Raw genomic sequence first — 23895 nt, 5'->3', positions numbered from 1 at the left:
CCCGTTTAACGGTGTGGCTGCCAAACGCCAAGCTCAAACTTTTATTCAAACAATAACGTTGCGACACTAGGCCATGGCCAGCTTGCCTCTTCCTTCTGGTCGTCGTTGCTGGGCAAATTCTTCTTTTGACAACTCAAGACAACGGCCTTTAGCAAATTTGATTATCCGATCTGCGCTCATAATGCTTTGAGGCCTATGCGCAATAATGATGCGAGTGATATTCATGGCTTTAATTGCCTGGTTTACATGTTGCTCCAGGCGAAGGTCTAAACTGGATGTGGCTTCATCTAAAAACAACACTTTGGGCTTACGATATAGTGCTCTGGCCAGCAACAAACGCTGCATTTGCCCGCCTGATAAAGAGCTGCCCATATCGCCGATCAGTGATTGATAACCCATGGGAAGCTTGATGATGTCATCATGGATCCCCGCGGTTTTAGCGCAGGTTTCAACCCATTCCATATCCGTATCGTGAGAGAAAAAAGTAATATTGTCATATATGCTACCCGACAATAATCGGTCGTTCTGCATCACACTGGCTACATGTGAGCGGTAGTTAAGCAAACCAACTTTTCTGATATCGCGGCCGTCTAACTCAACCTTGCCTGTCTCCGGCTGGAGTAAGCCAAGCATTACCTTCATTAATGTGCTTTTGCCACAACCGGAAGGGCCTACGATAGCGACCGATTCACCCTGTTCGATGGAAAAACTGATGTCACTCAGAACTAAATCGTCTTCGTCGGAGTAACGCATGGAAACACCTTTTACCTCTACATGCCCCTCAATTTGTAATTGATCATCGAGGCTACCTAAATGATCTTCTTGTTCAGTGAGCACAATATCGCCCAGGCGTTCGAGATGCAGGCTGCTCATTTTGAACTCGATAAATTTGTCAATCAGGTTGTTAATTTTGGTGTCAAATTGAGTTTTGTAGGCAATGAATGCCAGTAACATGCCTACGGTTAACGTGGTATCCATCACCATGCCCGCACCGAGATAAATAACCAGTATATTTTCTACGCCAAATATCAGTAAACTGCTCCAGGTAAACACCACTTTCAAGCGCTCGACCTTGATTGCATTATTGGCTGTAGTCACATTGAAGTTGTTAAATAAACCGATACGGTCGGCTTCTTTAGAGAATAACTTGATGCTTTGGATACCACGCACGGTTTCCATAAAGTTTGAATCGCGTGTCGCGCCGGCGACGATATGCTCACGGGTCACGTCTTTAAACTTTAAGTACAGTGCGCTGCGCACCCCTAAATAAATTAACGAGGCGATAGTAACAATCATGAGTAACTCGACACTGTATAGATACATCATGACAACCAGCCCTACCACCATTAAACCGTCAACCAGGCTCTCGACTAAGGTGGAGGTTAACAGGTTTTTCAGTGCCTCAAGTGAACGAAACCGCGAGACTACATCGCCTATATGGCGTTTCTCAAAGTAATCAATGGGTAGTTTCAGCAGGTGGGTGACAAGATTGGCATTCATTTGCAACGACAATTGATTACCAATCAGCATAATAATTAACGACCGTAATGCGGTTGCTGCCGCCTGCAACAGCAGTATTGCTGCAAAACCTAATGCCAGAATATTGAGTAGCGAATAGTCGTTCGAAATCAGCACGTCATCTACTACAATCTGCATATACAGTGGGGTAGCAAGGATAAATACCTGGAGAAGCATGGAATAGGCAAAAATTGTCAGCAACGATTTTTTCAATCCTGACAGTTCAGACCAAAAGCTACTGAACTTTGCTTTCTTCGGCGCCTCCTGAGCTTTGAAGTTTTTCGCAGGTGATAACTCTAGAGCGACACCGGTAAAGTGACTGGAAACTTCCTGCAAAGATGCTTTACGTTCACCCAGTGCCGGGTCGTGAATAACGACTCTATCGCCTTTGACTTGTTTGAGCACCACAAAGTGGTTCATGTTCCAGTGCAGAATACAGGGCACAGCCAGATTTTTCAGGCCTTCTGGTTCACAACGGATAGGTCGATAGCTAAAGCCCAGCTTTTCTGCTAATGATGTTAGTCCTTTCAGCGATGATCCTTTCAGTGACAAGCGATGTTCTCGGCGCAGGTTGTTCAGGTCGGTATGATGGCCATAAAACCCCGCAATCATAGCCAGGCACGCCAGGCCACACTCTGCGGATTCGGATTGTTGGATGACAGGTAAACGGTTGCTACCGGTAAAGTTCAGTTTATCAATGATAGAGGTCATGTTACTTATCCTTCAGACTGTAGAGAGGCTCAAGGATCCATTCCACCAGCGAGCGCTGTTCTAATGCGATGCTGGCTTCCAGCTCCATCCCCACCTGCACGGCACGGTCCAGGTCTTTTACCCGAACACTTTGCGAGGCCAGGTCGACGATAACCTTGTACACAGCGCCAGTTAAACTCACGCTTGTCGCGATATCTTCAGGCAGTGAAATGACTTTTGCGACACTTTTCACTGTACCCAGTTGCAAGCCAAATTGCTGATAAGGAAATGCGCTGTAGCGCATTGATACGTCCTGGCCCGCCTGAATAAAGCCAATTGATTGTGCTGGAACGTAAAGCTCTGCCTGTAACTGAGAGTCGCTGGGAATAATCGTTAACAATGCATCGCCGCGGTTTACCGGATTGCCAGTATGCGATAGACGCGTACCAATCATGCCATCTACCGGCGAGACAATACGATAATCAACATTGGTAGAAATTTCTGCCAGACGCTGTTGATTCTCCAGTACATTTCGCTGCAGGCGGTTGATTTTTTCCTCAAACTCTTTTGGCGCCAGTTGCAATTGGCCGTTAATTTCAGAAAGTGCGGTAGCGGTTGTACCGTATTTTGCTTTTAAATCACTGTATTTTGCTAACAGGGAAAGGTGCTCTTCCTGATTTCTGTCAAGCTCTGACTGGTTGATATAACCTTCCTTAAACAAAGCCTGGTTGCGCTTATAGCTGGATTCTGACAAGGCTACCCGTGACTGATAAATGGCAAGCTGTTCTTCTATTTGGGTCAGCTCTTGTTGCTTACCTCGGGCTTTTTCGTCCAATGATGCTCGCTGAATTTTGTGGGCATCGCGGGCTACCTGTATGTCTTTTTCCAGTGACGCTCTTAAGGCTTCTTGCTGTTGCATCATTGCCGCATCCAGGTTTTGTGAATTTGAGCTATGCCGCGCTGTGGAGATTACATACAGTAGTTCACCTTTTTGTACGTATTGGCCTTCTTCGACATGCTGCTCGATGATTTCACCTTCAGCCCGTGCCGCTACTTTGACAATTCCCTTATCTGCCGTAATAACCCCGAACACATTCGAGTAGCGGGTATAGCTGGCGTTAAAAAACAGCAGGAGCACAAGCACTACCACAAATACCATTGTCCACGCAAAGTAAGCGTATTCTCTGGGGTGCTTGACCAACACCTCACCGAATGCATCGCGATGCTGGTTTTCCATAACCTGCCGACGAAACAGCTTCGCTTTGTCAGTTAATTTATTCATCATTCCTCCCAGCTAATGTCGTTGAGCGTTTAGGCTGCTCCAGCGAGTTGCGCTTTTCGTTCTTCCACTTTGGCGTGCAGTTCTGCCAACTTTCGTTGTTCATTTTCCAAGGCTAATTTGGCTAACGATTCTGGCGAGTATTGTTTGGGGTATTGCTTGTACCACAATAGAAATTCTTCCTTGCCTAACTGGTCGTAGACAAATTCGTATTGCCAGCGTTTGTCATCCATCATTTTTTGCTTGATTTGGTCTGCGCTGAGTCCGGTGTTTTGCTTTTTGCTTTCTTCAATCATTTGATTAGTCGTTGGCGCGTGGTGCATATAAAAACCGAAGAACTGCTCGCAGAAATGGGTGTAGGCGTGCGTGAATAAGATGAAGTTGTGCCACATCTCGTCAATTACCACTAGCGGAGAATCAATGACTAAGTGTCTTTTAACCCCCAGACGACGGCGTTGATAGCTTAACCACATCCACATTTTTGTACTGTTGAAGATTTTGACTGCTTCTTCTGTTTCCACACCGTAAATTTTTATGAAACGTTCAACGATGTCGGTGTTTTGATAAGCGACGACTTGCTCCAGAGTGGTTTTTTTGTACATGATTAACTCCTTAAGAGCGCCCGACCCTGAGGGCCGGACGTATAATTATTGTCTTGAACTTACACAGCGTCGAAACAAAGTTCGAAACAAAGTTCTAAACAAAACTCCAGGCAAAAGCCGCGTTCCAATGCAGCTGCACCGCCCACGTTGTCCAGAAGGGTCTCTTCGATGATGTCAAATTTTTCAGTGTTCATAGTTGTTCCTATTACTTTTTACTTGTTGTTGAGTGTTGTTGTCCGTTGCTGGACAGGTATTTAGTCACGAATGACTGAATTAGTTAGAGAAACACATTGACCAGCACATCTCCCAGCAGAACTCCCAGCAGAAGCTTACCTCTGCTGCGGCACCACTGATGTTGTCCAGTAACGCTTCTTCAATGATTTCAAATTTGTCGTTATCTAAAGTGTTCATTTAAAAATCTCCCGTAAGATTTTTTATTTAAGTTAAGTGTTCAATTTTCCTGTTGATGCACACTAACCCGTGATGTGATTCGCGACTTCGTATTGCCTCGCCAGGTGATTCAATTAAGGTTGACCTGGCTGTAATTGAAAAGGAAAAAACAGGGATTGCTTGCGGTTTTAACGGGGATGGGAAGGGGTGGTGAATCGGGTAACAGTAATGCCTATAAATTTGTTTTTAATGATGTTTATTTTAATTTGTACCCGCTAATTCCCCGCAGGAAGGATCAGAAAAAAACGTGAGGAAAGCGTCAGTTATGCGATTAAGGATTTTTCTTTTTGTAAGTGGGTTTATTATTTTTTTTCGAGGTGTCTGGACAATGTGTGGATATGTAATGACGTGAACAACGCGGTGCAAGATCACCGTGACTGACGCAATGGCAAGTCTTGTTCAAAGGTGTTGATGATGAAAAGGGAAAAGGAAAAAGTGTGCTTATCGCGTTGATGAGCATACGAGATGGTTTGAATTGCAGTGAAAGGGGGTGAATCGCCACAAGGTAAGCAGCTTAACGTAGACGGGGCGAGCAAAATATTTGCGATAGTTTCTTCGCTGATAAAACAGGATTAGCTGAGTTTACAAATGAAAAAAGGCCGGCAATGGCCGGCCCGGATGGTGTTTAAATCGAACTATCGATTTTCAGTTAAATCTTTAGGTGGGTCCAGCTCACAGAATTGCCAGCACATACAAATGGGCAATTCTCCAAACGCGCCACGGGCGCCAGAAACATTTTCCAACAAGGTATCTTCAATTAACTGCATTTTTTCCTGACGAATAGCGCCCTGATTTGAAATCTCAGCGTTTAGGTCTGCTTTTTTCATTCTAGTTTCCTCATATTATGAATATTGTTAACGTTCTAAGATCAGCGAGCTGCTTATCGCCTGATGGATTCAGTATTGATCTACTGCAAAATTTTTTGAAAGGGCTATAGCGGGCAAGAATGTGGTCTGATAGGCAGTACTCTGGTATGCTTTAGGTTTAAGTGAATGAAATATAATACTATTTTAGCTTGTTATCGCTAAGCTGGGGAAGATTGCAAAAAGGATTTAGTATTTTCATGTTGAATTATTTTTTTACATTGCATATGTTATTTTTATCCAGGTTGTTTTTCAGCCAATAAAAATTATCAAGTAGTCTTCTAAAAACATTCTGAATCATAAAAAGCCTGGAAATTCGTCATACTTTTTCAATTGCGTTTCTGGATCCAAAGGATAGTCGATGCAACTTAACGCTAGCAGGAAGTCATCAACGACTTCGCGAATCATGCGCGGAGCTTTTCCATTTCTTTTGCTGTGTCTGCTAATGGCGCAATCAGCCCGGGCTGAACCCTGTTCAAAGGAGGAGCAGACATTCGAAGGATTGAGTCAGGCAATTCTTGATTGCCGTCAACATCTGACAGACATTGAACCTGACAGTGTTGCGTATATTGTTGCCAGTAAAAGGTTATCAATCATGTATCGCGCCTCAGGTGACTATGCTTCTGCGGAATCTATTCTGACAGCACTTATCAGTTATGTTCCACCCCACGCCCATGAGCTGGCTATTAACGTTCATCGCCAGATAGGGGCGACCTATTTTTATCAGCAAAAATTTGAGCAGGCATTTGACGCATTTACGCTGGCGTTGAATATTGCGCAAACGAATGATGAGTCGGAACTCGTTGCCCACGGGTATAGCGACATTGCAGGTATTTATCAGCGCTTGGGCGATTTCGAAACCAGCAGTCGTCTGCTGCTTAAAAGTTACGATATTCACAAAAGCAATAACAATGAATTCGGCCAGGCGCTAGTGCTGGCGAATCTAGGAAATATCTATCGTAACAAGCACGCCTACGACGAGGCTATTGTGTCATATCGTCAGGCATACGATTTACATGACAAGCTAGGTGATAAATTTAATGCGGCTCACACTTTGTCCAGCCTGGCCAGAACTTTCAGCTTGTCTGGCAATGCCGAGCAGGCAAGCGCACTGTTGCAACAGGCGGCAGAAATGTTTAATTCGCTTAATGCCTACAAAGCCAAAGCGGGGGTATATTTATTATTGGCCGAGCTTTTCGTAGAAAAGTTCACTGCACTTGAAGCGCAAACCTGGCTAAATCAAGCCAAAGATGTATTCAGTATGGTGCGCTCCAAGCAGCCTGAATCAAAACTCTGGTTTGTTCAGGGTCAAATCTGGCGCAACCAGACACGCAACGATCTGGCATCAAATGCGTTTGAAAAATCATTGGCACAGATTTCTGAAAATGATGATAAATCGTTCACAGGCAGGCTCTACAGTTCAATGGCAGAATTGAAGCAACAGAATAAGGAGTTTGAGGAAGCCAGTAAGTACTGGAAGCTTTATTCTGAAACGTTACAGTCCCAACTCAGTCAAAAAGATTTGCTTAACGCCAGCCGCATGAAGAGTCACTTCATTTTTTCAGTACCGACACCAAATCCAGGTTCAACCGGCAGCAGTTCATTTTTACATTCAACCATGCCTGTGGTGGGAACCTTTGGATTATCAGTTGGTTTGTTACTCGTAGTTTATCGCATGCGTTTGCAAAAGCGGTTAAGGCAACATCAGACTGACGACTCGGTTAACCTGAAATTTGTTGGAGACAATCCTCCAAAAGAGGTCACATTAAGTGCAATAAACTCGTCTGACTCGATTATTGCTCATGAACAGCACGAAATTAAATCAGTAGACGATCAAACGCTGCGGGTAATGACAGTCGATCTGATGTTGATGGCGATCCAGATCTGGGAAGAGGAAACCGCTTCGGGGAAATTGGAGTTAGCACAGCAGAGTAAATTGTGGAGTGTTGGCATTGACGATGGCCGATTAAGAGCGCGTGCGCTTGAGCGTTATTTAAATCTCAGTTCTTTACCGCAAAACCCCCGTTGGCGTTCTGTGGTACGAACCTGTCATTTTGTTCTCAAGCACTCTGAGTCGAGCACAGAAGAAAAGCAAAGCCTGGAAGCCAAAGTTCGCCAATACCAGAAAATAATGAAGGAGAGAGCGCTTAATAAGTAGTAACGGTGCCCTGATTTGCTTAACGTTTGTAGTAAGCAAATGCATCAAAAATATGATTTACTAGCAACAACGTTGAACAAAACTAAGTGGGCTCATGACATTGCCATTGGTTTTTCATCCCATCTATAGCCAATTAACATTACCCGTTAGACATCGATTTCCCATTGAGAAATATGCTGCTATTAAAGAGGCGTTGTTAGTTGAAGGTGTTGATATGAGTAATTTCAACCTCCCAGAAGCTGTGGATTTCGAGTTGTTGGAGAACACGTTCGATAATACCTATATTCAGCAGTTATGCAGTGGGAGTCTGGATGAAAAAGCGATGCGAAGGATAGGCTTTCCCTGGTCGGAACAACTTATTCGTCGAACGCGAACAGCTGTGGGAGGTACGTTACGCACCGCCAGGCTTGCGATGGATCACGGCGTAGCACTTAATCTGACCGGAGGCTATCACCACGCCTTCGCTGATTTTGGTTCAGGCTTCTGCATGATTAATGACCTGTACCTTGCCGCACTGCAGATGCTGGATACCCCAGGTGTTGATAAAGTCATGATTTTTGATTGCGACGTTCATCAGGGAGACGGCACTGCCAAGCTAGCTGAAAATAACCCGCAGATATTTACTGTTTCCATACACGGAGAAAAAAACTTTCCACACAGAAAGCAGCACTCTGACATTGATATTGGTTTAGTTAAGGGCACTCAGGATGAAGCGTATTTGAGTACAGTTGAAGAAGCACTGTTACTTGGGTTGCGCAATGCCAGCCCTGACGCTGTGATCTACGATGCCGGTGTGGACGTGCATGAGAATGATGAGCTGGGGCACTTACACGTATCTACTGAAGGGGTATACCGCCGGGATAAGCTGGTTCTGGACACTTGTAAGAAGAACGGCATTCCTGTTGCTGCGGTCATCGGAGGGGGCTACCAGCGCGATATTCCTGCGCTGGTGGATGTACATATGCAACTGTTTAGAGCTGCAGGGTGCTTTTGAGCTGAACAGAGTTCAGCAGCAAAAGTAGTATTATTTAGCTGACAGGGTCGAGTGCAAGGCACTCTTATACGCATCGTAAGCGGGAATAGCCGATGTGATCACAGAGGCTATCACTATCACGGCGTACACCACCATTACTTCCACCTGTACCAGATTGGCAGACAGGAATAATCCATACTGCGCCGATAGCCAGTCGCTGAGCAGGGTAATAATGAGACTGACAAGACCCGTGGCCGCGACTATTGCCAGGCCAACCAAAATGAGCGCTTCTATTAACACCAACGCAAATATCACGTGCGGACCCGCGCCAAGTACCCGCAAAACCGCAATCTCGTTTTGGCGCTGCTGCATTGATGCCAGTAGCATGGTGGACAAGCCAAATAACGATGAAATCAAGATCAAAACGCTGATAACGCGAAGCAGATTTTCAACCGTGGAAATCATTTGCCATAGCTCGTTTAATGCCACGCCGGGTAAAATAGCCATCATTTTGTCTGAGCGGTCGTTGTTAACCTCTCGCTGCAGTTTGAAAATGGCAAATTTTGTCTTCAAACCTAACATAACAGCGGTTACGCTGTCAGGTGTCAGCTCGTCTACCAGTGACGGATCGCCTAACAGGCTGGCCTGTTGTGGGGCAGGGAGATGAATCGCTTCAATGGCCTTTAAACTTACGTGAACCGTTTTATCTACGGGGGTGCCCGTGGCTTTTAAGATACCGCTGATGGTGAAAGGGGTGTTGTCGTGATGGGTAAAGCTGGTTGAGCCTGTGCCATGAGCGATAACGACTTCATCACCCACCTTGTATCCCAGTTTATTAGCCACATCGGCGCCAATTACAGCTTGAAAAAGTCGCCCAAAGGGCTCGCCCTGGGCGAAGCTTAATGTTTGTTTATTGCCATATTTAAAATGAGTAAAGTAGGTGCCATTGGTTCCCATTACCCGAAATCCACGATGGGAATCACCCAGTGAAATGGGAATCGCCCATTCTACTTGTGGGTTATTTTTTAATGCTTCATAGCTTTTAAAATAAATGTTGTTGGTAGGGCTACCCATTCTAAACACCGAATACAACAGCAAATTTAATTGCCCGCTGGGTGCACCCACGATAAGGTCCACGTCTGAGATGGTGCGGTTAAAGCTTTCTTTTGCCTGCAGGCGAATATGCTCCACACTGAGCAAAACGCTGATGCTGATCAGTAGTGAAAGAAACGTCAGAATTACGGATTTTTTTCTGCTTTTAAGGCTGTTCCAGGCCAACGACACTAACATTACTGCCCTTCCTTCTGTGCGATTAGTTCGGACATTTCCACACTGGCGGGGAAAAACTGCTTCAAATGCATATCATGACTGACAAATACTAACGTGGTCCCCGCCTCCTGGCACACTTCCGTTAACACTCTCATAAATGCGTCTTTAGCTGCTTCATCAAGCGCAGACGTTGGCTCATCGACTAGCAACAATTCAGGTTTGTTGATAAGAGCTCGGGCAATAGCCACACGCTGCTGCTGGCCAATACTGATCGAGTTGGCTGCCTGGTGAAAAATATCAGCAGGGAGTTTTAGTTTTTGAACGTAGTCGGCCGCAAGTTCGTTCACGTTGTCTAAATGCGTGGATGAGAAATGGTTTGCCAATTGAATGTTCTTCAGCACGCTCAAATAGGGAATAAGATTAAATTGCTGGAAAACCACGCCGATATGATCGGCTCTGAACTTATCGCGCTTATGCGCTTTTAACGTAGAAAAGGGTTTGTTCAGTATAGTAATAGCCCCCTCATCAGGAATTAAAACGCCCGCCAGTAAATTTAAAAGGGTTGTTTTTCCCGAGCCTGACTCACCATGCAAAAAGACCTGCTGTCCTCGCTGAACTTGCCATTCAGGGATAAACATCTGGCTGTCAGGATCCGACTTACTGTAACGATGCAGCACGTTCTCTACGTGGATTGCGTTGGTTTCTAACTTACTTTTGGCTGCAGAATTCATAATCAACACACGGAAAAGAAAAAAGACAACATGTACACATCAATAATGAAATGTCATAGCATTGAGACATTTGGGTGTTAGCCGCACAAAATAACCAGTTAATGCGTTTTGTTCTAGTTTCAACATGCTTGTTCACATTCCTTTAGGGTTTTCTGCCAGCCACACACGCGCAATCGTCGAATAAAAAGTATCAGGAAATTGAATAGATTGCATTACTACCCGACAGTGATTTTTAAGCATTGATGAATTCACTGAATGAACTGCTGGCAATAGAAGATGGCTTAGCGCTTGATTCAGTGGGGTCGTATATGAATAAACAATCTTTGCAATAAACCTCAATGGTAGCCACCACTGCAGCGAAACTAGGATTTCGCAAACATAACCAGGTGTGCCAGGTCCAATCTAATACCAAACGACTCACCCACCGCATGATCGTTGTGACTTGGTGCCAGACACAAAATAGTCTGCGCTGAGCCAGGTAACGATAACTCATACATAATTTGCGCGCCTCTGAACGACCGCCTCACTACCGTCGCAATAATTGGGCTGGATTCATCGTATTCAATGTCATCCGGGCGGATCAGCAGTTCAATCTCCTGGCCGCGTTTGAACCCGTTTAAACGCGAAGGATCGACTTTTACCTTCCCTAAGCAGCATTCGATATTGCCATCCTGATCAATTCGGCTGTTAAGAAACACGCCGCTGCCCACGAAGTCAGCGACAAACCGCGAAACCGGCTTATGGTAAAGGGCGTAGGCATCGTCCCACTGGTGTAACTGACCCTCTCTAAGCACTCCGATTATGTCGGCGATGGCAAACGCTTCATTTTGATCATGCGTAACCACCAGTGCGCTGGTATTTTCGCTTTTCAAAATGTTGCGGATATCTTTGGCCAGTTCATCCCTAAGCTCAGCATCAAGACTCGAAAAGGGCTCGTCCATCAGTATCAGATCTGGCTTAGGAGCCATCGCGCGGGCGAGGGCGACTCGTTGTTGCTGGCCACCTGAAAGTTCGTGGGGAAAGCGTTTCGCAATGTGGGGAAGGCCAACCAGTTTAAGCACTTCGTCCACCCGCGCAATGCGAGCCGCTTTTTTCCATTTGTGCAGACCAAACGCAATGTTGTCGCTCACGGACATATGTGGGAACAGCGCGAAGTCCTGAAAAACGACCGAAATATGTCTCTTTTCGGGGGCAATTAAGTGTTTAGGCTTACTTACGGTTTCGTTGCGCAATTTTATCTGTCCATTGCTGATCGACTCGAAGCCCGCTATCGCTCTTAATATTGAAGTCTTGCCACAACCGGACGGTCCCAACAAGCATCCGATTTCGCCATTATTCAGTGCGATACTCACGCCATCAACAGCTAAGAAATTTCCGTATCGTATATCAATGTTGTGCAAGCTCAGCATTTATCAGGACTTTCCTTTTATCGTTTTATCAATCGCGTGAGTGATAAGTATCACGGGCAGTAATCCAACCAATACAATCGCCAGCGCTGGGGTTGCCGCATCGACAAGCCTTTCATCCGATGCCAGCTCGAAACTTCTTACCGCAAGGGTGTTAAAATTAAAGGGTCGCAAAATCAGCGTTGCGGGCAGCTCTTTTAAAACATCAACAAACACCAGTAATGCGGCACTTAAGACACTGGTTTTCAAAAGCGGAATATGTATTTCTTTTAGTACGCGCTTAGGTGGGGCTCCCAGTGAACGTGCTGCATTGTCCATGTCTGGCGTAATACGGCTTAGACCCGCCTCTACATTGTGTATGGCGACGGAAAGAAAACGAATACTATAGGCCAGAAGTAAAGCAAACAGGGTTCCTGAGAAAATAAGACCTACCGTAGTATCAAACCAGCTTTCGGAAATAAGGTTAGCCGTGTTATCAGCCCAGCTCAGGGGCACTAAAACCCCCACAGCGATTACCGTACCGGGGATCGCATAACCTAACGACACAGCCTGTTCCAGCGAATTTATCACTTTGCTGTTTTTTATGCGCCGGGTATAGGAAAACAACAGCGCCAGCATCACGACGATAATTGCCGCAGATAACGCCAGACCAAACGAATTAATAATCAATTCGATAAATTGCACATCAATATTTTGCTGCAGCGTCAACCACGTCCAATAAAGCAATTGAATCACCGGCACAATAAAGCCAAGCAAGGGGGGCAGCAGACACAGGATAAACACGAAAACCGCCCATCCACCGGATAGCTGCTTGCGCTTTTGAACTTTGTGGTTTTGACCCTGATGATAATACTTTATATGCCTGCGCGACCATTTTTCAAACAATAAAACGATGAGCACAAACGAACACAACAACGAAGAAAGCTGTGCCGCAGCGATGCCATTACCCAGTCCGAACCAGGTTCTGAATATTCCCGTGGTAAACGTGGACACACCAAAATACTGCACCGTTCCATAGTCTGCCAGCGCTTCCATCATAGCTAATGCGGTTCCTGTAAACAGAGCGGGGCGTGCTAACGGTAAAGATACCCGAGTTAAATAGCCGAATTTGCTGATCCCCATGGTCTGACTCGCTTCTACCAGACTTATGGGTTGTTCGCTGAATGCCGTCCGCGCGAGCATGTAAACATAAGGGTAGAGCACCAATGACATAACGATTATCGCACCCGTTAATGAGCGGATGTCTGGAAAAGTGTAATCACCATAACCCCAACCGAAAGTATCTCGCAGAAGAGTTTGTACAGGCCCGCTAAAATCAAGAATTCCCGTGTAGGTATAAGCGATGATGTAGGCAGGCATAGCCAGGGGTAATAAGGTCAGCCAGCGAAATAGTTTTCTGCCGGTAAAATCATATCGACTGATAACATACGCGACCGTGGTGCCAATAAGCAAGCTGCCCACGCCGACGCCGCAAGCGAGAAGGAGTGAATTAACCACATAATCCTGGAGGACGGTAGTCATTAAGTGCTGCCAAAGCTCGGATTGGGGGTAAATCCAGCTCGTGAAGATGACGACTACGGGCAGACTTAACAGGACTCCCAATAATAAAAGCGCGCCCTGCCAGGGATCGAGCAGGGCGCGTAAGTATGATTTTATTGTGAGGCTAAACTGCTGACTCAAAGGTTTAAAAATTTCCTGTTAACGAAGGAAAAGCGTGAAGGTTATTTCCAACCCGCCTTATCCATTACTTTAACGGCTTCTGCGTTAAGCTCACCAACGCGGTGTAATGGAATTTCCTCAGCTTTGAATGTGCCAAATTGCTTTAAGGTTTCGCTCCATTCTACTCCATCTCGCACAGGATATTCATGATTTGTTTTGGCGTACCACGCCTGAGCATCTTCTCTCACCATGTACTCAAGTAATTTCACCGCGTTGTCGCTATTGGGAGCGTGTTTCGCCAAAGCAGCGCCTGAAACGTTGATATGTGCGCCACGATCATCCTGATTTGGCCAGAACACTTTTACCTGTGAGGCAATATTTTTCTCAGAATCATCGGCACTGTTGAGCATACCGGCCAGGTAATACGTGTTAGCGATGGCAATATCGCACTGCCCTGAAACCACTGCTTTTATCTGGTCACGATCGCCACCCTTTGGCGGACGAGCAAAGTTTTTTACCAAGCCGTTGGCCCATTTTAAGGTGTCTTCCTCTCCGGTTTGCTGGATCATGGCAGCAACCATGGACTGGTTGTAGATGTTTGATGAAGAGCGAATGCAAATGCGACCTTTCCATTCAGCATCAGTTAATGCCTCCATGGTAGAAAGTTGCTCAGGATCAACGCGTTCTGGAGAATACATAATCGGGCGGGCACGCATAGTTAATGAAAACCATTGGTTTTCATCGTCACGCAGTTGCGCTGGTATCGCCTGCTCAAGCGTATCTGAAACTACAATACGGGTTAACCCTTGCTGCTTTGCTCTCACTAAGCGGCCAACGTCAGTGGTAATTAATACATCTGCCGGGCTAAATTTCCCTTCACTGTTCATGCGGCTAATCAGCGCATCGGCATCACCGGTAACCAGATTCACTTCGATGCCCGTTTCAGCAGAAAACTTGTCCAGTAAAGGTTTAATCAACGCTTCTTTTCTTGCTGAGTAAACGTTGACTTCTTCAGCGCTGACCGAACCAGTAAAAGATAGTGCAGCAGCTAATGTTACCGAGGCTGCGATAAGACGTTTTTTTAGTGAAAGCATACTTGAATAAAATCCTTCGTGGGTACAGTGATACTCAGTGTAATCTTATTGATAATAATTCTCAATACCCAAAGATGCTACACTGATACTTATGCATGCTGATTCTTCAGTCATTTTTTGTTAACTATTAGGGCTGCTCTTTATTAGGGCTGCCCAATTTTATCGCTGAGTCATTAATTATGCCCATGCCAGACCGCCGATATTACGCGATTGATCATCTCCGCACCTGCATGATGTTTGTGGTCATGTTCGGTCATCCCATGTTGCCTTATGTCACTGTTCCCCGTTCATTTAAAGATGTCACTACCCATATTGGCTTTGATATCGCAGCGGTGTTTCTATACGCCTTCGCCATGCAAGCGTTTTTTGTGACCGCTGGCTTTGCGGCGGCGTTACTGTTCGAGAAGAAAGGCATGAGCGGATTATGGCACAATCGCTTAAACCGCATTTTAGTGCCCTTGTTGGTAGCCTATGTTTTACTCACGCCACTCATACGGGGCGCCTACGATTTTGCTAAAGCGGTGGTGGAATTTGATTCGCTAAGTGCTGGATTCGGGGTATTTCTAGCGGGTGATTGGCTTCGCTGGAGTAAGCTTTATCATCTGTGGTTCTTGCTGTCGCTATTGCTGTTTACTGGGCTTACGTTACTTGGACTTCTGGTATTGCGCCGCTACGATTTTAGCGACAGGTTAACGCAATGGGTGGCCAAAACGCTTATCAGGCCAAGCGGGTTTTGGTTACTGCTGATACTGTTCTCACTCACCACTGTTCCTTCCTACATATTCGAAACAGGCAGTGGCACCCACTGGTCAATGCAATTAACTTTACTAGGCTATTTTATGTTGGGCTGGTTTCTATACCAGCGACAAGACGTGATTACGTACTGGCAAACTTGCTACAAAGCTGCACTGATTATGGCCCTTGCCGTAATGCCTATCTGTGTATGGTCAAGTCGCGTCCGTTGGTTTGCTGAGCATGACAGTGACTTTATTATGGGCGCCATTGCAGGAGTGACCAATGGTGCGTTGGGCATAGCAATGACGGTAGCGTTAGTCGGGTTGTTTCATTTGCATATGGACAAACCGACACGCAGTGGCAAGCTCTTCGGGCAAGCCTCGTACTGGGTATATTTGATTCACTTCCCTATTGTGGTGGCTGCCGGCGGAGTGGTAGCGGTACTGGATGCTCCGGCATTAATGAAATACGCTGGCACCTTAGCCATTGCTATCCCCCTCATTACCCTAAGTTACTATGGACTCGTACTGCGTACGCCACTTAAGTATGTGATTGTTGGAAAAACGCGTGATTAGCACCAGCGCTGACCGTGAACATTCAGCGCAAGTGAAAAAGGGCGGGTCAACAACACTGCAGTTTCCCAAATGAATGTGTGAAACGTGTTCATGAGATCTCCCGCATCAAAACTTGAATCCAGAACACTTTTTAACCATTGCGTTAAGTGCAATAAAAACCGCGACAATCGGAGATAAAACCTGTTGATCAGGTTTGATTTTACAAATGATACAATATAACATAACCGGCATAAGTTGAAACATTATAACATTTGCTTGGGGGCGAAATGCACAGAGTGTCGAAGATTGCAGCTATCGTAGGCGCACTACTACCGATGAGCGTACTGGCACAATCTATAGAAGGGGTCGTGCTGAATAAAAACGGGAAAGGCGTGGCGAATGCGCATGTCGAAGTTGAAGATACCGGGCTTAAAACTAAAACAGACAAAAACGGTCGCTTTGTATTTAACAATGTTTCCGCAGGGATACAGGAACTACATGTTACTGCGCCCGGCTTTGCCCATTTACACAAAGATATAACCCTTACCGAAAGTGAAAACAAGCAACTTACCTTCACTCTGGAACGTACACCCATTGAGGTGATTGATGTGGTAGCCACACCCGTCCACATGTCCGTGATGGAATCGGCGTCGCCGGTTAGCGTATTAGGCGGTGAATCATTGCGTCGTCAGCAGTCTGCAACGCTAGGGGACACACTTGAAGATCTTCCCGGAGTGCAATCAAACTTTCATGCAAATGTCGCCAGTACACCAATTATTCGAGGCTTGAGCGGCCCCCGGGTGCTGATTGCGCAAAATGGCCTGGACGTAAGTGATGTTTCCAGAGTGGGCCCTGATCACTCGGTGGCCTCTGAAGCGTCGACAGCTCAGCAAATTGAAGTGTTACGCGGTCCAGCGACACTTTTTTACGGCAGTGGGGCAATTGGCGGCGTTGTCAACGTTGTAGATGGACGTGTGCCAACGGATAAAACTACCCGCGGTGAATGGTTATTGGAAGGAGATTCAGTCAACGACCAAAAACTGGCGTCATTTAATGTGACTACTGGTGTCGAATCGTTTGCATTTTACGCTGATGGATATTTTCGCGAGTCTGATGATTATGAAACACCTGGAGCACCAGATATTGATCATGATGACGAACACGATCATGATTTTGTGGTCGAAAACAGCAACGAACAGTCAGAAGGTTTGACGCTGGGCACCAGCTATCTGTTTGACAGAGGCTACATCGGCATTGCCGTTGAGCAATTTAATCGTGAATACGGCATTCCCGGCCACAGTCATGCTGGTGAGGAAAATGAGCATGACCACGATCATGGTCACGATGAAGCGCATGATGAAGAAGAAGATGTTTATGCCGACCTGAATCAAACTCGCGTTCAGCTTCAAGGCGAATTTAATGTTGATGGCAAGTGGGTAAACAGGATCAATCTGCGGGGCGGTTTCACCGATTATGAACACGCAGAAATTGAGGATGGTCTGATCGGTACGTTGTTTGAGAACACCACGCAAGAATTAAAACTTGATGTCATGCATAAGCCCATTGGAGAGTGGCACGGCGGGTTGAGTTTTCACGTTAAAAACAGTGACGTTAATGCGCAGGGAGAAGAAGCATTTACGCCACCCTCTGAAGAAACGACCTACGCGCTAGCGATTATGGAAGAAAGGCACCTTGGTGACTTTCTCGTTCAATTAGGTGGACGGATAGAGCGCGTTACGCTGGATGCCGAAAACGTTCTCCTGCCTGATCTGGAGCTGCATGGACACGATGAAGAAGGCGCTGAGGATGATCATGGTCACGGACATGACGAAGATAACCATATCACGCGCGTATTCTCCGTTAAAAATGCGTTTACTCCGGTTACCGTTTCTGCGGGGGCAGTATGGGATTTCACTCCGGGCTATAACATTGGCCTGTCGCTTTCACGTTCTGAACGCGCGCCTTCAGCCTCTGAACTGCTTTCATTTGGTCCTCATATAGGCACGGGCAGCTACGAAGTGGGCGCGTTATTCGCCACCCATGTTGAAGGCGACGAAACCGATATCGAGTTAACTGACGAACAGATCGATCTGGAGACGGCAAATAATATTGACCTGACTTTGCGTAAAACGCAGGGAGATGTTGGCTTTGTGTTTAACGCCTTTTACAACCAGATTGACAACTATTACTACCAGGTTGATACCGGTTTGTTTGGTGAAGGCGGCCACGGTGGGCATGAGGAAGAAGGCCATGAAGGACATGATCATGGGGGCGAATTACCAGTCTACATCTTCCAAACCGATGATGTGATTCTGCATGGTTTCGAAGCACAGGTAGCCTGGCAGGCAACCGATACCTTCAAAACTACCCTGTTTTCTGACTACGTCCGCGCTCGCCTGCAGGACGGTGGCGATCTCCCCAGAACACCGCCATTACGTTTTGGCTCGCAATTCAGTTACGAGGAAGCACAGTTCAGTGCTCATCTGGATATCACTCGCTATCAGGAACAAGACAGAATTGCTGCTGAAGAAACTGCAACTGACGGTTACACGCTGGTAGATGCAACGGTTTCTTACAACCTGTCGGTACTTAATCAGGACATCGCCATCTATCTAAAAGGTAGCAACCTCACCGATACCGAAGCACGGGTGCACACTTCATTTTTGAAAGACATCGCCCCACGCCCAGGACGCAGCATCGCGTTGGGTGTCCGCGGCTATTACTAATTTAAAAATAAAGTTACAAGACAAGGAATTACAGTAATGAACAGATCATTTCATTTAAATTTGATAGCAGCGGGTATAGGCGCGGTGTTGCTGACAGGTTGTGGCGATGCTGAAACCACCATAGTAGAAAAAGATCCAATTGAAGAAGCTGAAGATGAGCATGATGATGACGAACATGATCACGGTGATGAAGGGTTTTTAATTGAATCGTTGGGTAGACTGGCAGTGTTGTCTAATGATGCGGCTGAAGCTTTAGTATTTGATTTAGATGACAGTGCGTTGCTCGATACATTCTCGTTAACTAACGAGTCTAATTCACTTACCGCCTCCGCAGGATATCGTTATGCTGTGATCACCAGCAGAAGCAACGATTATATTGGCTTCATTGATGGTGGTTTATGGCGTGAAGACCATGCCGAGCACGATCACGACTTTGAGCAAGCACCCGCGATGAGCGATTTTGTGTTAACCGGCAGTCGCCCTACCCATGTAGTTAAGCACGATGGACAAATGGCGATTTTTTATGATGGCGATGCAGATGCGTCATTGCCTGCTTTAGTTCAGGTGGCCACTGATCTGGATATCACCAACGAAACTGACCCGCTGCCTTCAATAAACTACACCGTGAATATGCACGGTGTGGCTGAGCCAAGAGGCGAGCATTTATTAGCGACAGTGCGTCGTGATGATGCTGAAAGTACGTCTGCCAACAAGGTGTTACCAGATCAGGTTGCTGTTTATCACCTGCACGACAGTGAGTACGAACAGGAGCAGGTGTTAGAAGTTGCCTGCCCCGACTTGCACGGTGCTGCGCAAAATCATGATTTTGTCGTATTTGGATGCAGTGATGGCGTGTTAGTCGCTCACCAGCATGATGATACTTATGAAGCAGAGAAAATTGCCAATATCGATGAGTTAGGTGATGTGCGGATTGGTAGCTTTTACGGTCACGAAGAAAGTGAATCCTTTATAGGCGTGGCGTCTTCTCACGGCGGTGGCAGTGCAATGCTGTTGAGCGTCAACCCAGAAGAAAATGAAATGGAGCTGCTTGAATGGCAACCTGCTGACGGTGCAAGCCCCGTAGCCTACAGCTTTTCCAGTGAAGGTGATCATTTTCTGGTGTTAGACGATCAGGGCTTTTTAAATGTACTTAGTGCACATGAACACGATGGACATATGCACTGGGAACTTGAAGAAAGTATCGATATCTCTGAAGAGGATGTGTCGACGATGCCTGAAGGCGTTTCTTTCAGCATGAGCGTCGCGCAGAATGGTCAATACGTGTACGTTGCTGACCCGCTGGCACAACACGTTCTGCAGATCGATTTGGAATCATTAGAAATAGCCGGTGATATCGAGTTGGAAATTGTTCCAAAAAGCATCAGCTGGTTAGGTATTGCTGAAACGCACGACCATAACCACGAATAGTTTTGCTCTCCCTTAACCCGCTGTTACCAGCAAGGGTAGCGCGGGTTTTTTACTTTGAAGAAGACACCAGTATTAAATAAAAAACGAACGCGTGACGACAATCTTCAGCCGAGTTGCCGAGAGGTAAACGTTTGTTCAGAACTAATCAGAATATAATGGACTACGAAGACTAAAGTTCCGCTCATCACCGCCATTTCGCCGCTCTCTTCAATAAGCGCAAACAGCCCAAATCCCCAGGTAGTTGCAGCGTGCATCATATCGACGGCTACGCCAAAAAAACCAATTCCGGCGAGCAAAAGTAGCATCCAGTTAGACATCATTCTTTGTTCAGCGTTAGCTTTTGCATACGAAAAGGTCAGAAACAATAATAGCGGAGCCACAAACAATGCTATGGCGAACGGCTGAGCGAGATCACGAGGTTGCATGTTAAAGCTTGCGGTAAAGCTAAACAGGTGGGCTAATTGTTCGCCTGCATTTTCATGAAATTGCAGTGAGTCGTCGAGTAATAGAAAACAAAACAATGCTGACCAGGCGAAAAAGATTAAGCTTCGAGTCTGAGTAGCGGCCCACAGAAATAGTGCTGCGATCAACCCCTCTTTTAGATATTGATATACTTCTGCATAACCGCCATCAGTGGTAAGCAAAAACGCAGGATGATTGAGAAAGTGCAATTTTTGTAGAATGTGCAGGGCAATAAACACCGCGTCTCCTGCAAGTATAAGCAAAAGTAGCGAGATAAACGTTTTAGATAAGTTTAAGTTGTGAATTGCCATAATATCCTTTTATGTATGTGACATATTACTGTCACATATAATAAAGAAGATCAATAAAATCAGGTTGAAAAGTGACCTGTGGTCCCCGCAATGTTTATCGCTGGCCAATTATCACTTTGCTAATCATTGGTAAAAAACGCTGAATTTGGGCATCTTCACTGTACACATTCATTTCTAACAATATGATATGTAAGACAATAATTTATGGCGTTAGAGGTGTATAGAAGCAACCTATTTAATCATTAACTTTACACCCAGGAGATTAAGATGGATGAAGGAATGATTTTTATTCTAGTCATTCTTTTTGCTTTTTCTCTTTTCTCATCTTTGCAACCAACATGGATCTGTACAAAAAATAGACAAATATAAATTTTATACTATGTTTTGTGCTTCAGGGTGTACTCACACACTCTGATCTAACGGAGATAAGAAAGTGAACAAAAATTTTATTAGAGGAGTTGTTTTTTGTGTAGTGAGTTTAATCGCCTTACCAAACGTGCTAGCCGATGACCACGAGCCTCCCTTCATCGGTGGTGAATACTGGGAAATTACCGGCATTAAAACGGCTGATGGTGGGTGGTTGAAATACGAGAAGTGGTTAGCGTCGGAGTGGAAGAAAAACATGGAGTTCGCCAAGTCAGAAGGGTGGATCACCCGTTACGAAGTGTTTGGTAATCTTCATCCACGACATGATGAACCTGATCTTTACCTCGCGGTTGTGTTTAAGAATATGAGCACGGTTGAGGAAGATGAGCAACGGCGCAAAAAGTACATGGAGTGGGTGAAAAAAAGCATGGAAACCATGGAGCAGGAAAGTGGTGATCGCGCCGAATACAGAACGGTTATGAGCACTGTTTTATTGCAAGAACTGAAATTTAGGAACAAGTAACTCCCGCCCTTTGCCGCAACCATCCGGCATTTATCAGTAATTATCCCCCGCACAGGCGGGGGATTGCAGTTAGCTAAATAACCGCAGCCAATTCTGCTCCCTGTCGAATTGCCCTCTTTGCGTCGAGTTCTGCGGCAACGTCGGCGCCACCGATGATGTGAACTGTTTGACCAGCATTTTCTAATCCCTGCTGCAATTCGCGCAGGGGAACCTGACCAGCGCACACAATAATGTTGTCTACATCTAATATTCTGGGATCGTCGCCCACTAAAATATGCAATCCTTTCTCATCGACTTTTTGATAAGTCACCCGATTAATTTTCTTCACATTATGATTCTTTAGCGATGCACGATGGATCCAGCCGGTAGTTTTGCCCAAACCAGCGCCCACTTTGGTCTCTTTTCGCTGCAATAGAAAAACTTCACGTTGAGTGGGCTCAATCTTGGGCGGCATGATAGCACCCGGCTGGCTGTACTCTTTATCAATGCCCCAATGTTTCAGCCATTTTTCGGGGTGGGTGGTTAGATGTTCATCTTCTACCAAATATTCGGCTACATCAAATCCGATACCGCCCGCACCGATGATAGCGACGCTTTGACCCACCGGCTTTTTGTCACGTAAGACATCCAGATAAGACATCACCCTGGGATGGTCTATGCCCGGTATATCGACATCTCTGGGCTTGATTCCGGTGGCTAATATTACTTCATCGAATTGACGTTCGATAATGGTGTCGACGGTCATGGTGTGGTTCAGATATAACTTGACCCCTAATAACTCAATTTGCTTGCCGTAGTAACGTAGCGTTTCATAAAACTCTTCTTTACCGGGAATTTGTTTGGCATAGTTAAACTGCCCGCCAATCTCACTGGCTTTGTCAAACAAATGCACTTCATGGCCGCGCTCAGCGGCGTACGTGGCGAAGGCCAATCCGGCTGGGCCGGCGCCGATTACCGCTAATTTTTTAGGTGAATGGGTAGCGGGAAAATTTAATTCAGTTTCGTAACAGGCCCGGGGATTTACTAAACAACTGGCGCGTTTGCGTTGAAACACATGGTCCAGGCAGGCTTGATTACACGCTATGCAGGTATTAATGCGGTCAGCCTGATTGTTCTGTGCTTTGGCGACAAAATGTGAGTCCGCCAGAAAAGGGCGCGCCATCGACACCATGTCGGCTTCGCCTTTCGCCAGAATGTTTTCAGCAACCTCGGGCGTATTTATGCGATTGGTGGTGATAAGGGGAATGGATACTTCCTCCTTCATACGGCCGGTTATCCAAGTAAATGCCGCTCTGGGTACCGACGTGGATATGGTGGGAATTCGGGCTTCGTGCCAGCCGATGCCGGTATTGATTAAGGTGGCACCGGCTTTTTCGATTTCTTTAGCCAGATAAACGACTTCTTCCCATTTTGCGCCGCCTTCAACCAGATCTAACATGGACAAACGATAGATTATGATGAATTCAGTACCTACTGCCTCACGAGTTTGGCGGACCGTTTCAACGGCTAATCTGGCACGGTTCTCTAAACTACCACCCCATTCATCATTGCGTTTATTAGTGCGCTCACAAAAAAACTGATTGATCAGATAGCCTTCTGAACCCATGATTTCCACGCCATCGTAACCGGCTTTCTGCGCAAGCTTGGCAGATTTGGCGTAGGCTTTTATGGTTCGCTTGACACCTCGCGACGATAATGCGCGTGGTTTGAACGGAGTAATGGGTGATTTAATTGCTGAAGCTGACACGGCAAATGGGTGATAGCCATAACGCCCGGTATGCAGAAGCTGCATACATATTTTTCCGCCCTCTGCATGCACTGCGGCAGTCACGACTTTATGCTTTTTTGCATGACGACGGCTGCTCATGCGCCCGCCAAACGGCGCTACCCAGCCTTCAATATTCGGGCTGATGCCTCCGGTAACAATCAGACCGACCCCGCCACGCGCGCGTTCTGCGTAAAACGCGGCCAATTTTTCGAAACCGTTTTTTTCTTCCTCCAAGCCAACGTGCATCGAACCCATTAACGTGCGATTACGCAATTGAGTAAATCCAAGGTCAAGTGGAGTCAGCAGGTTGGGGTAGGCGGTTTCAGTCAT

The 23895-nt window shown here is 46.1% G+C and carries 19 protein-coding genes; 6 read left to right on the top strand and 13 right to left on the bottom strand.

Annotation, left to right across the window (positions count from 1 at the left end):
• Nucleotides 1-66: 66 nt before the first annotated feature.
• The 6 genes from HCJ96_RS03700 to HCJ96_RS03680 all read right to left on the bottom strand — a co-directional run bounded on the left by HCJ96_RS03700 (nt 67) and on the right by HCJ96_RS03680 (nt 5366).
• Entirely contained in the window at nt 67-2229 is a 2163-nt protein-coding gene (locus tag HCJ96_RS03700) for a peptidase domain-containing ABC transporter (protein WP_169209697.1), read from the bottom strand.
• Between the two features lies 1 nt (nt 2230).
• Nucleotides 2231-3493: an HlyD family secretion protein gene (locus tag HCJ96_RS03695; RefSeq protein ID WP_169209696.1), complete on the bottom strand. Its 1263-nt coding sequence runs from the start codon at nt 3491-3493 to the stop codon at nt 2231-2233.
• 26 nt (nt 3494-3519) lie between these two features.
• Nucleotides 3520-4089 (bottom strand): glycine-rich domain-containing protein, encoded by a 570-nt coding sequence (locus HCJ96_RS03690; protein ID WP_169209695.1) that lies wholly within the window; start codon nt 4087-4089, stop codon nt 3520-3522.
• Nucleotides 4090-4148: 59 nt separating this feature from the next.
• Nucleotides 4149-4283: a hypothetical protein gene (locus tag HCJ96_RS16435; RefSeq protein WP_281358527.1), complete on the bottom strand. Its 135-nt coding sequence runs from the start codon at nt 4281-4283 to the stop codon at nt 4149-4151.
• A 79-nt stretch (nt 4284-4362) separates the two neighbouring features.
• Nucleotides 4363-4500 (bottom strand): hypothetical protein, encoded by a 138-nt coding sequence (locus HCJ96_RS03685; protein ID WP_169209694.1) that lies wholly within the window; start codon nt 4498-4500, stop codon nt 4363-4365.
• 674 nt (nt 4501-5174) lie between these two features.
• Nucleotides 5175-5366: a hypothetical protein gene (locus HCJ96_RS03680; RefSeq protein WP_169209693.1), complete on the bottom strand. Its 192-nt coding sequence runs from the start codon at nt 5364-5366 to the stop codon at nt 5175-5177.
• A gap of 397 nt (nt 5367-5763) precedes the next feature.
• Between HCJ96_RS03680 and HCJ96_RS03675 the strand changes: the two genes are divergently transcribed.
• Both HCJ96_RS03675 and HCJ96_RS03670 read left to right on the top strand, forming a co-directional pair.
• Nucleotides 5764-7560 carry a tetratricopeptide repeat protein gene (locus HCJ96_RS03675; protein ID WP_169209692.1) on the top strand — a complete coding sequence of 599 codons (1797 nt, stop codon included), beginning with the start codon at nt 5764-5766 and terminating at the stop codon, nt 7558-7560.
• Between the two features lie 94 nt (nt 7561-7654).
• A complete protein-coding gene (locus HCJ96_RS03670) occupies nt 7655-8554 on the top strand; it encodes a histone deacetylase family protein (protein WP_169209691.1) in 900 nt (299 codons plus the stop codon).
• 30 nt (nt 8555-8584) lie between these two features.
• Here HCJ96_RS03670 and HCJ96_RS03665 read toward each other — a convergent pair whose 3' ends face one another.
• The 5 genes from HCJ96_RS03665 to HCJ96_RS03645 form a co-directional block, all read right to left on the bottom strand.
• A complete protein-coding gene (locus tag HCJ96_RS03665; RefSeq protein WP_169209690.1) occupies nt 8585-9823 on the bottom strand; it encodes an ABC transporter permease in 1239 nt (412 codons plus the stop codon).
• The gene (locus HCJ96_RS03660; RefSeq protein WP_169209689.1) at nt 9823-10533 is read right to left on the bottom strand and encodes an ABC transporter ATP-binding protein; all 711 of its coding nucleotides are present in this window, start codon (nt 10531-10533) and stop codon (nt 9823-9825) included. The genes HCJ96_RS03665 and HCJ96_RS03660 overlap by 1 nt, the downstream gene beginning before the upstream one ends.
• A gap of 362 nt (nt 10534-10895) precedes the next feature.
• Complete coding sequence (locus HCJ96_RS03655; protein WP_169209688.1) at nt 10896-11942, bottom strand: ABC transporter ATP-binding protein; 1047 nt, start codon at nt 11940-11942, stop codon at nt 10896-10898.
• Nucleotides 11943-11945: 3 nt separating this feature from the next.
• Nucleotides 11946-13460 carry an ABC transporter permease gene (locus HCJ96_RS03650; RefSeq protein WP_246261111.1) on the bottom strand — a complete coding sequence of 505 codons (1515 nt, stop codon included), beginning with the start codon at nt 13458-13460 and terminating at the stop codon, nt 11946-11948.
• Between the two features lie 200 nt (nt 13461-13660).
• Nucleotides 13661-14692 (bottom strand): Fe(3+) ABC transporter substrate-binding protein, encoded by a 1032-nt coding sequence (locus tag HCJ96_RS03645; protein ID WP_169209687.1) that lies wholly within the window; start codon nt 14690-14692, stop codon nt 13661-13663.
• A 179-nt stretch (nt 14693-14871) separates the two neighbouring features.
• On the opposite strand from HCJ96_RS03645, the gene HCJ96_RS03640 reads away from it, so the two are divergent.
• From HCJ96_RS03640 to HCJ96_RS03630, 3 genes are all read left to right on the top strand, one after another.
• Nucleotides 14872-16002: an acyltransferase family protein gene (locus tag HCJ96_RS03640; protein ID WP_169209686.1), complete on the top strand. Its 1131-nt coding sequence runs from the start codon at nt 14872-14874 to the stop codon at nt 16000-16002.
• A gap of 266 nt (nt 16003-16268) precedes the next feature.
• Complete coding sequence (locus HCJ96_RS03635; RefSeq protein ID WP_169209685.1) at nt 16269-18707, top strand: TonB-dependent receptor; 2439 nt, start codon at nt 16269-16271, stop codon at nt 18705-18707.
• Nucleotides 18708-18743: 36 nt separating this feature from the next.
• The gene (locus HCJ96_RS03630) at nt 18744-20135 is read left to right on the top strand and encodes a 5-methyltetrahydrofolate--homocysteine methyltransferase (protein WP_169209684.1); all 1392 of its coding nucleotides are present in this window, start codon (nt 18744-18746) and stop codon (nt 20133-20135) included.
• A gap of 104 nt (nt 20136-20239) precedes the next feature.
• Here the strand turns inward: HCJ96_RS03630 and HCJ96_RS03625 are convergent, their stop codons facing one another.
• Nucleotides 20240-20908 (bottom strand): hypothetical protein, encoded by a 669-nt coding sequence (locus HCJ96_RS03625; RefSeq protein ID WP_169209683.1) that lies wholly within the window; start codon nt 20906-20908, stop codon nt 20240-20242.
• A gap of 472 nt (nt 20909-21380) precedes the next feature.
• On the opposite strand from HCJ96_RS03625, the gene HCJ96_RS03620 reads away from it, so the two are divergent.
• Nucleotides 21381-21797: a hypothetical protein gene (locus HCJ96_RS03620; RefSeq protein ID WP_169209682.1), complete on the top strand. Its 417-nt coding sequence runs from the start codon at nt 21381-21383 to the stop codon at nt 21795-21797.
• A 73-nt stretch (nt 21798-21870) separates the two neighbouring features.
• Here HCJ96_RS03620 and HCJ96_RS03615 read toward each other — a convergent pair whose 3' ends face one another.
• Nucleotides 21871-23895, bottom strand: coding sequence for an NADPH-dependent 2,4-dienoyl-CoA reductase (locus tag HCJ96_RS03615; protein ID WP_169209681.1), 2025 nt, complete (start codon nt 23893-23895; stop codon nt 21871-21873).

The sequence above is a fragment of the Alteromonas ponticola genome (assembly GCF_012911815.1).
GTDB lineage: Bacteria > Pseudomonadota > Gammaproteobacteria > Enterobacterales > Alteromonadaceae > Alteromonas > Alteromonas ponticola.
This window is presented reverse-complemented; position numbering and strand designations above follow the sequence as displayed.

Excerpts from the sequence above, each read along its gene's own strand:
- HCJ96_RS03680 (WP_169209693.1), bottom strand. The coding sequence starts at position 5,366 with ATGAAAAAAGCAGACCTAAACGCTGAGATTTCAAATCAGGGCGCTATT.
- HCJ96_RS03660 (WP_169209689.1), bottom strand. The coding sequence starts at position 10,533 with ATGAATTCTGCAGCCAAAAGTAAGTTAGAAACCAACGCAATCCACGTA.
- HCJ96_RS03700 (WP_169209697.1), bottom strand. The coding sequence starts at position 2,229 with ATGACCTCTATCATTGATAAACTGAACTTTACCGGTAGCAACCGTTTA.
- HCJ96_RS03665 (WP_169209690.1), bottom strand. The coding sequence starts at position 9,823 with ATGTTAGTGTCGTTGGCCTGGAACAGCCTTAAAAGCAGAAAAAAATCC.
- HCJ96_RS03615 (WP_169209681.1), bottom strand. The coding sequence starts at position 23,895 with ATGACTGAAACCGCCTACCCCAACCTGCTGACTCCACTTGACCTTGGA.
- HCJ96_RS03670 (WP_169209691.1), top strand. The coding sequence starts at position 7,655 with ATGACATTGCCATTGGTTTTTCATCCCATCTATAGCCAATTAACATTA.
- HCJ96_RS03640 (WP_169209686.1), top strand. The coding sequence starts at position 14,872 with ATGCCCATGCCAGACCGCCGATATTACGCGATTGATCATCTCCGCACC.
- HCJ96_RS16435 (WP_281358527.1), bottom strand. The coding sequence starts at position 4,283 with ATGAACACTGAAAAATTTGACATCATCGAAGAGACCCTTCTGGACAAC.
- HCJ96_RS03695 (WP_169209696.1), bottom strand. The coding sequence starts at position 3,493 with ATGATGAATAAATTAACTGACAAAGCGAAGCTGTTTCGTCGGCAGGTT.
- HCJ96_RS03645 (WP_169209687.1), bottom strand. The coding sequence starts at position 14,692 with ATGCTTTCACTAAAAAAACGTCTTATCGCAGCCTCGGTAACATTAGCT.
- HCJ96_RS03675 (WP_169209692.1), top strand. The coding sequence starts at position 5,764 with ATGCAACTTAACGCTAGCAGGAAGTCATCAACGACTTCGCGAATCATG.
- HCJ96_RS03650 (WP_246261111.1), bottom strand. The coding sequence starts at position 13,460 with ATGACTACCGTCCTCCAGGATTATGTGGTTAATTCACTCCTTCTCGCT.
- HCJ96_RS03655 (WP_169209688.1), bottom strand. The coding sequence starts at position 11,942 with ATGCTGAGCTTGCACAACATTGATATACGATACGGAAATTTCTTAGCT.
- HCJ96_RS03690 (WP_169209695.1), bottom strand. The coding sequence starts at position 4,089 with ATGTACAAAAAAACCACTCTGGAGCAAGTCGTCGCTTATCAAAACACC.
- HCJ96_RS03630 (WP_169209684.1), top strand. The coding sequence starts at position 18,744 with ATGAACAGATCATTTCATTTAAATTTGATAGCAGCGGGTATAGGCGCG.
- HCJ96_RS03635 (WP_169209685.1), top strand. The coding sequence starts at position 16,269 with ATGCACAGAGTGTCGAAGATTGCAGCTATCGTAGGCGCACTACTACCG.
- HCJ96_RS03625 (WP_169209683.1), bottom strand. The coding sequence starts at position 20,908 with ATGGCAATTCACAACTTAAACTTATCTAAAACGTTTATCTCGCTACTT.
- HCJ96_RS03685 (WP_169209694.1), bottom strand. The coding sequence starts at position 4,500 with ATGAACACTTTAGATAACGACAAATTTGAAATCATTGAAGAAGCGTTA.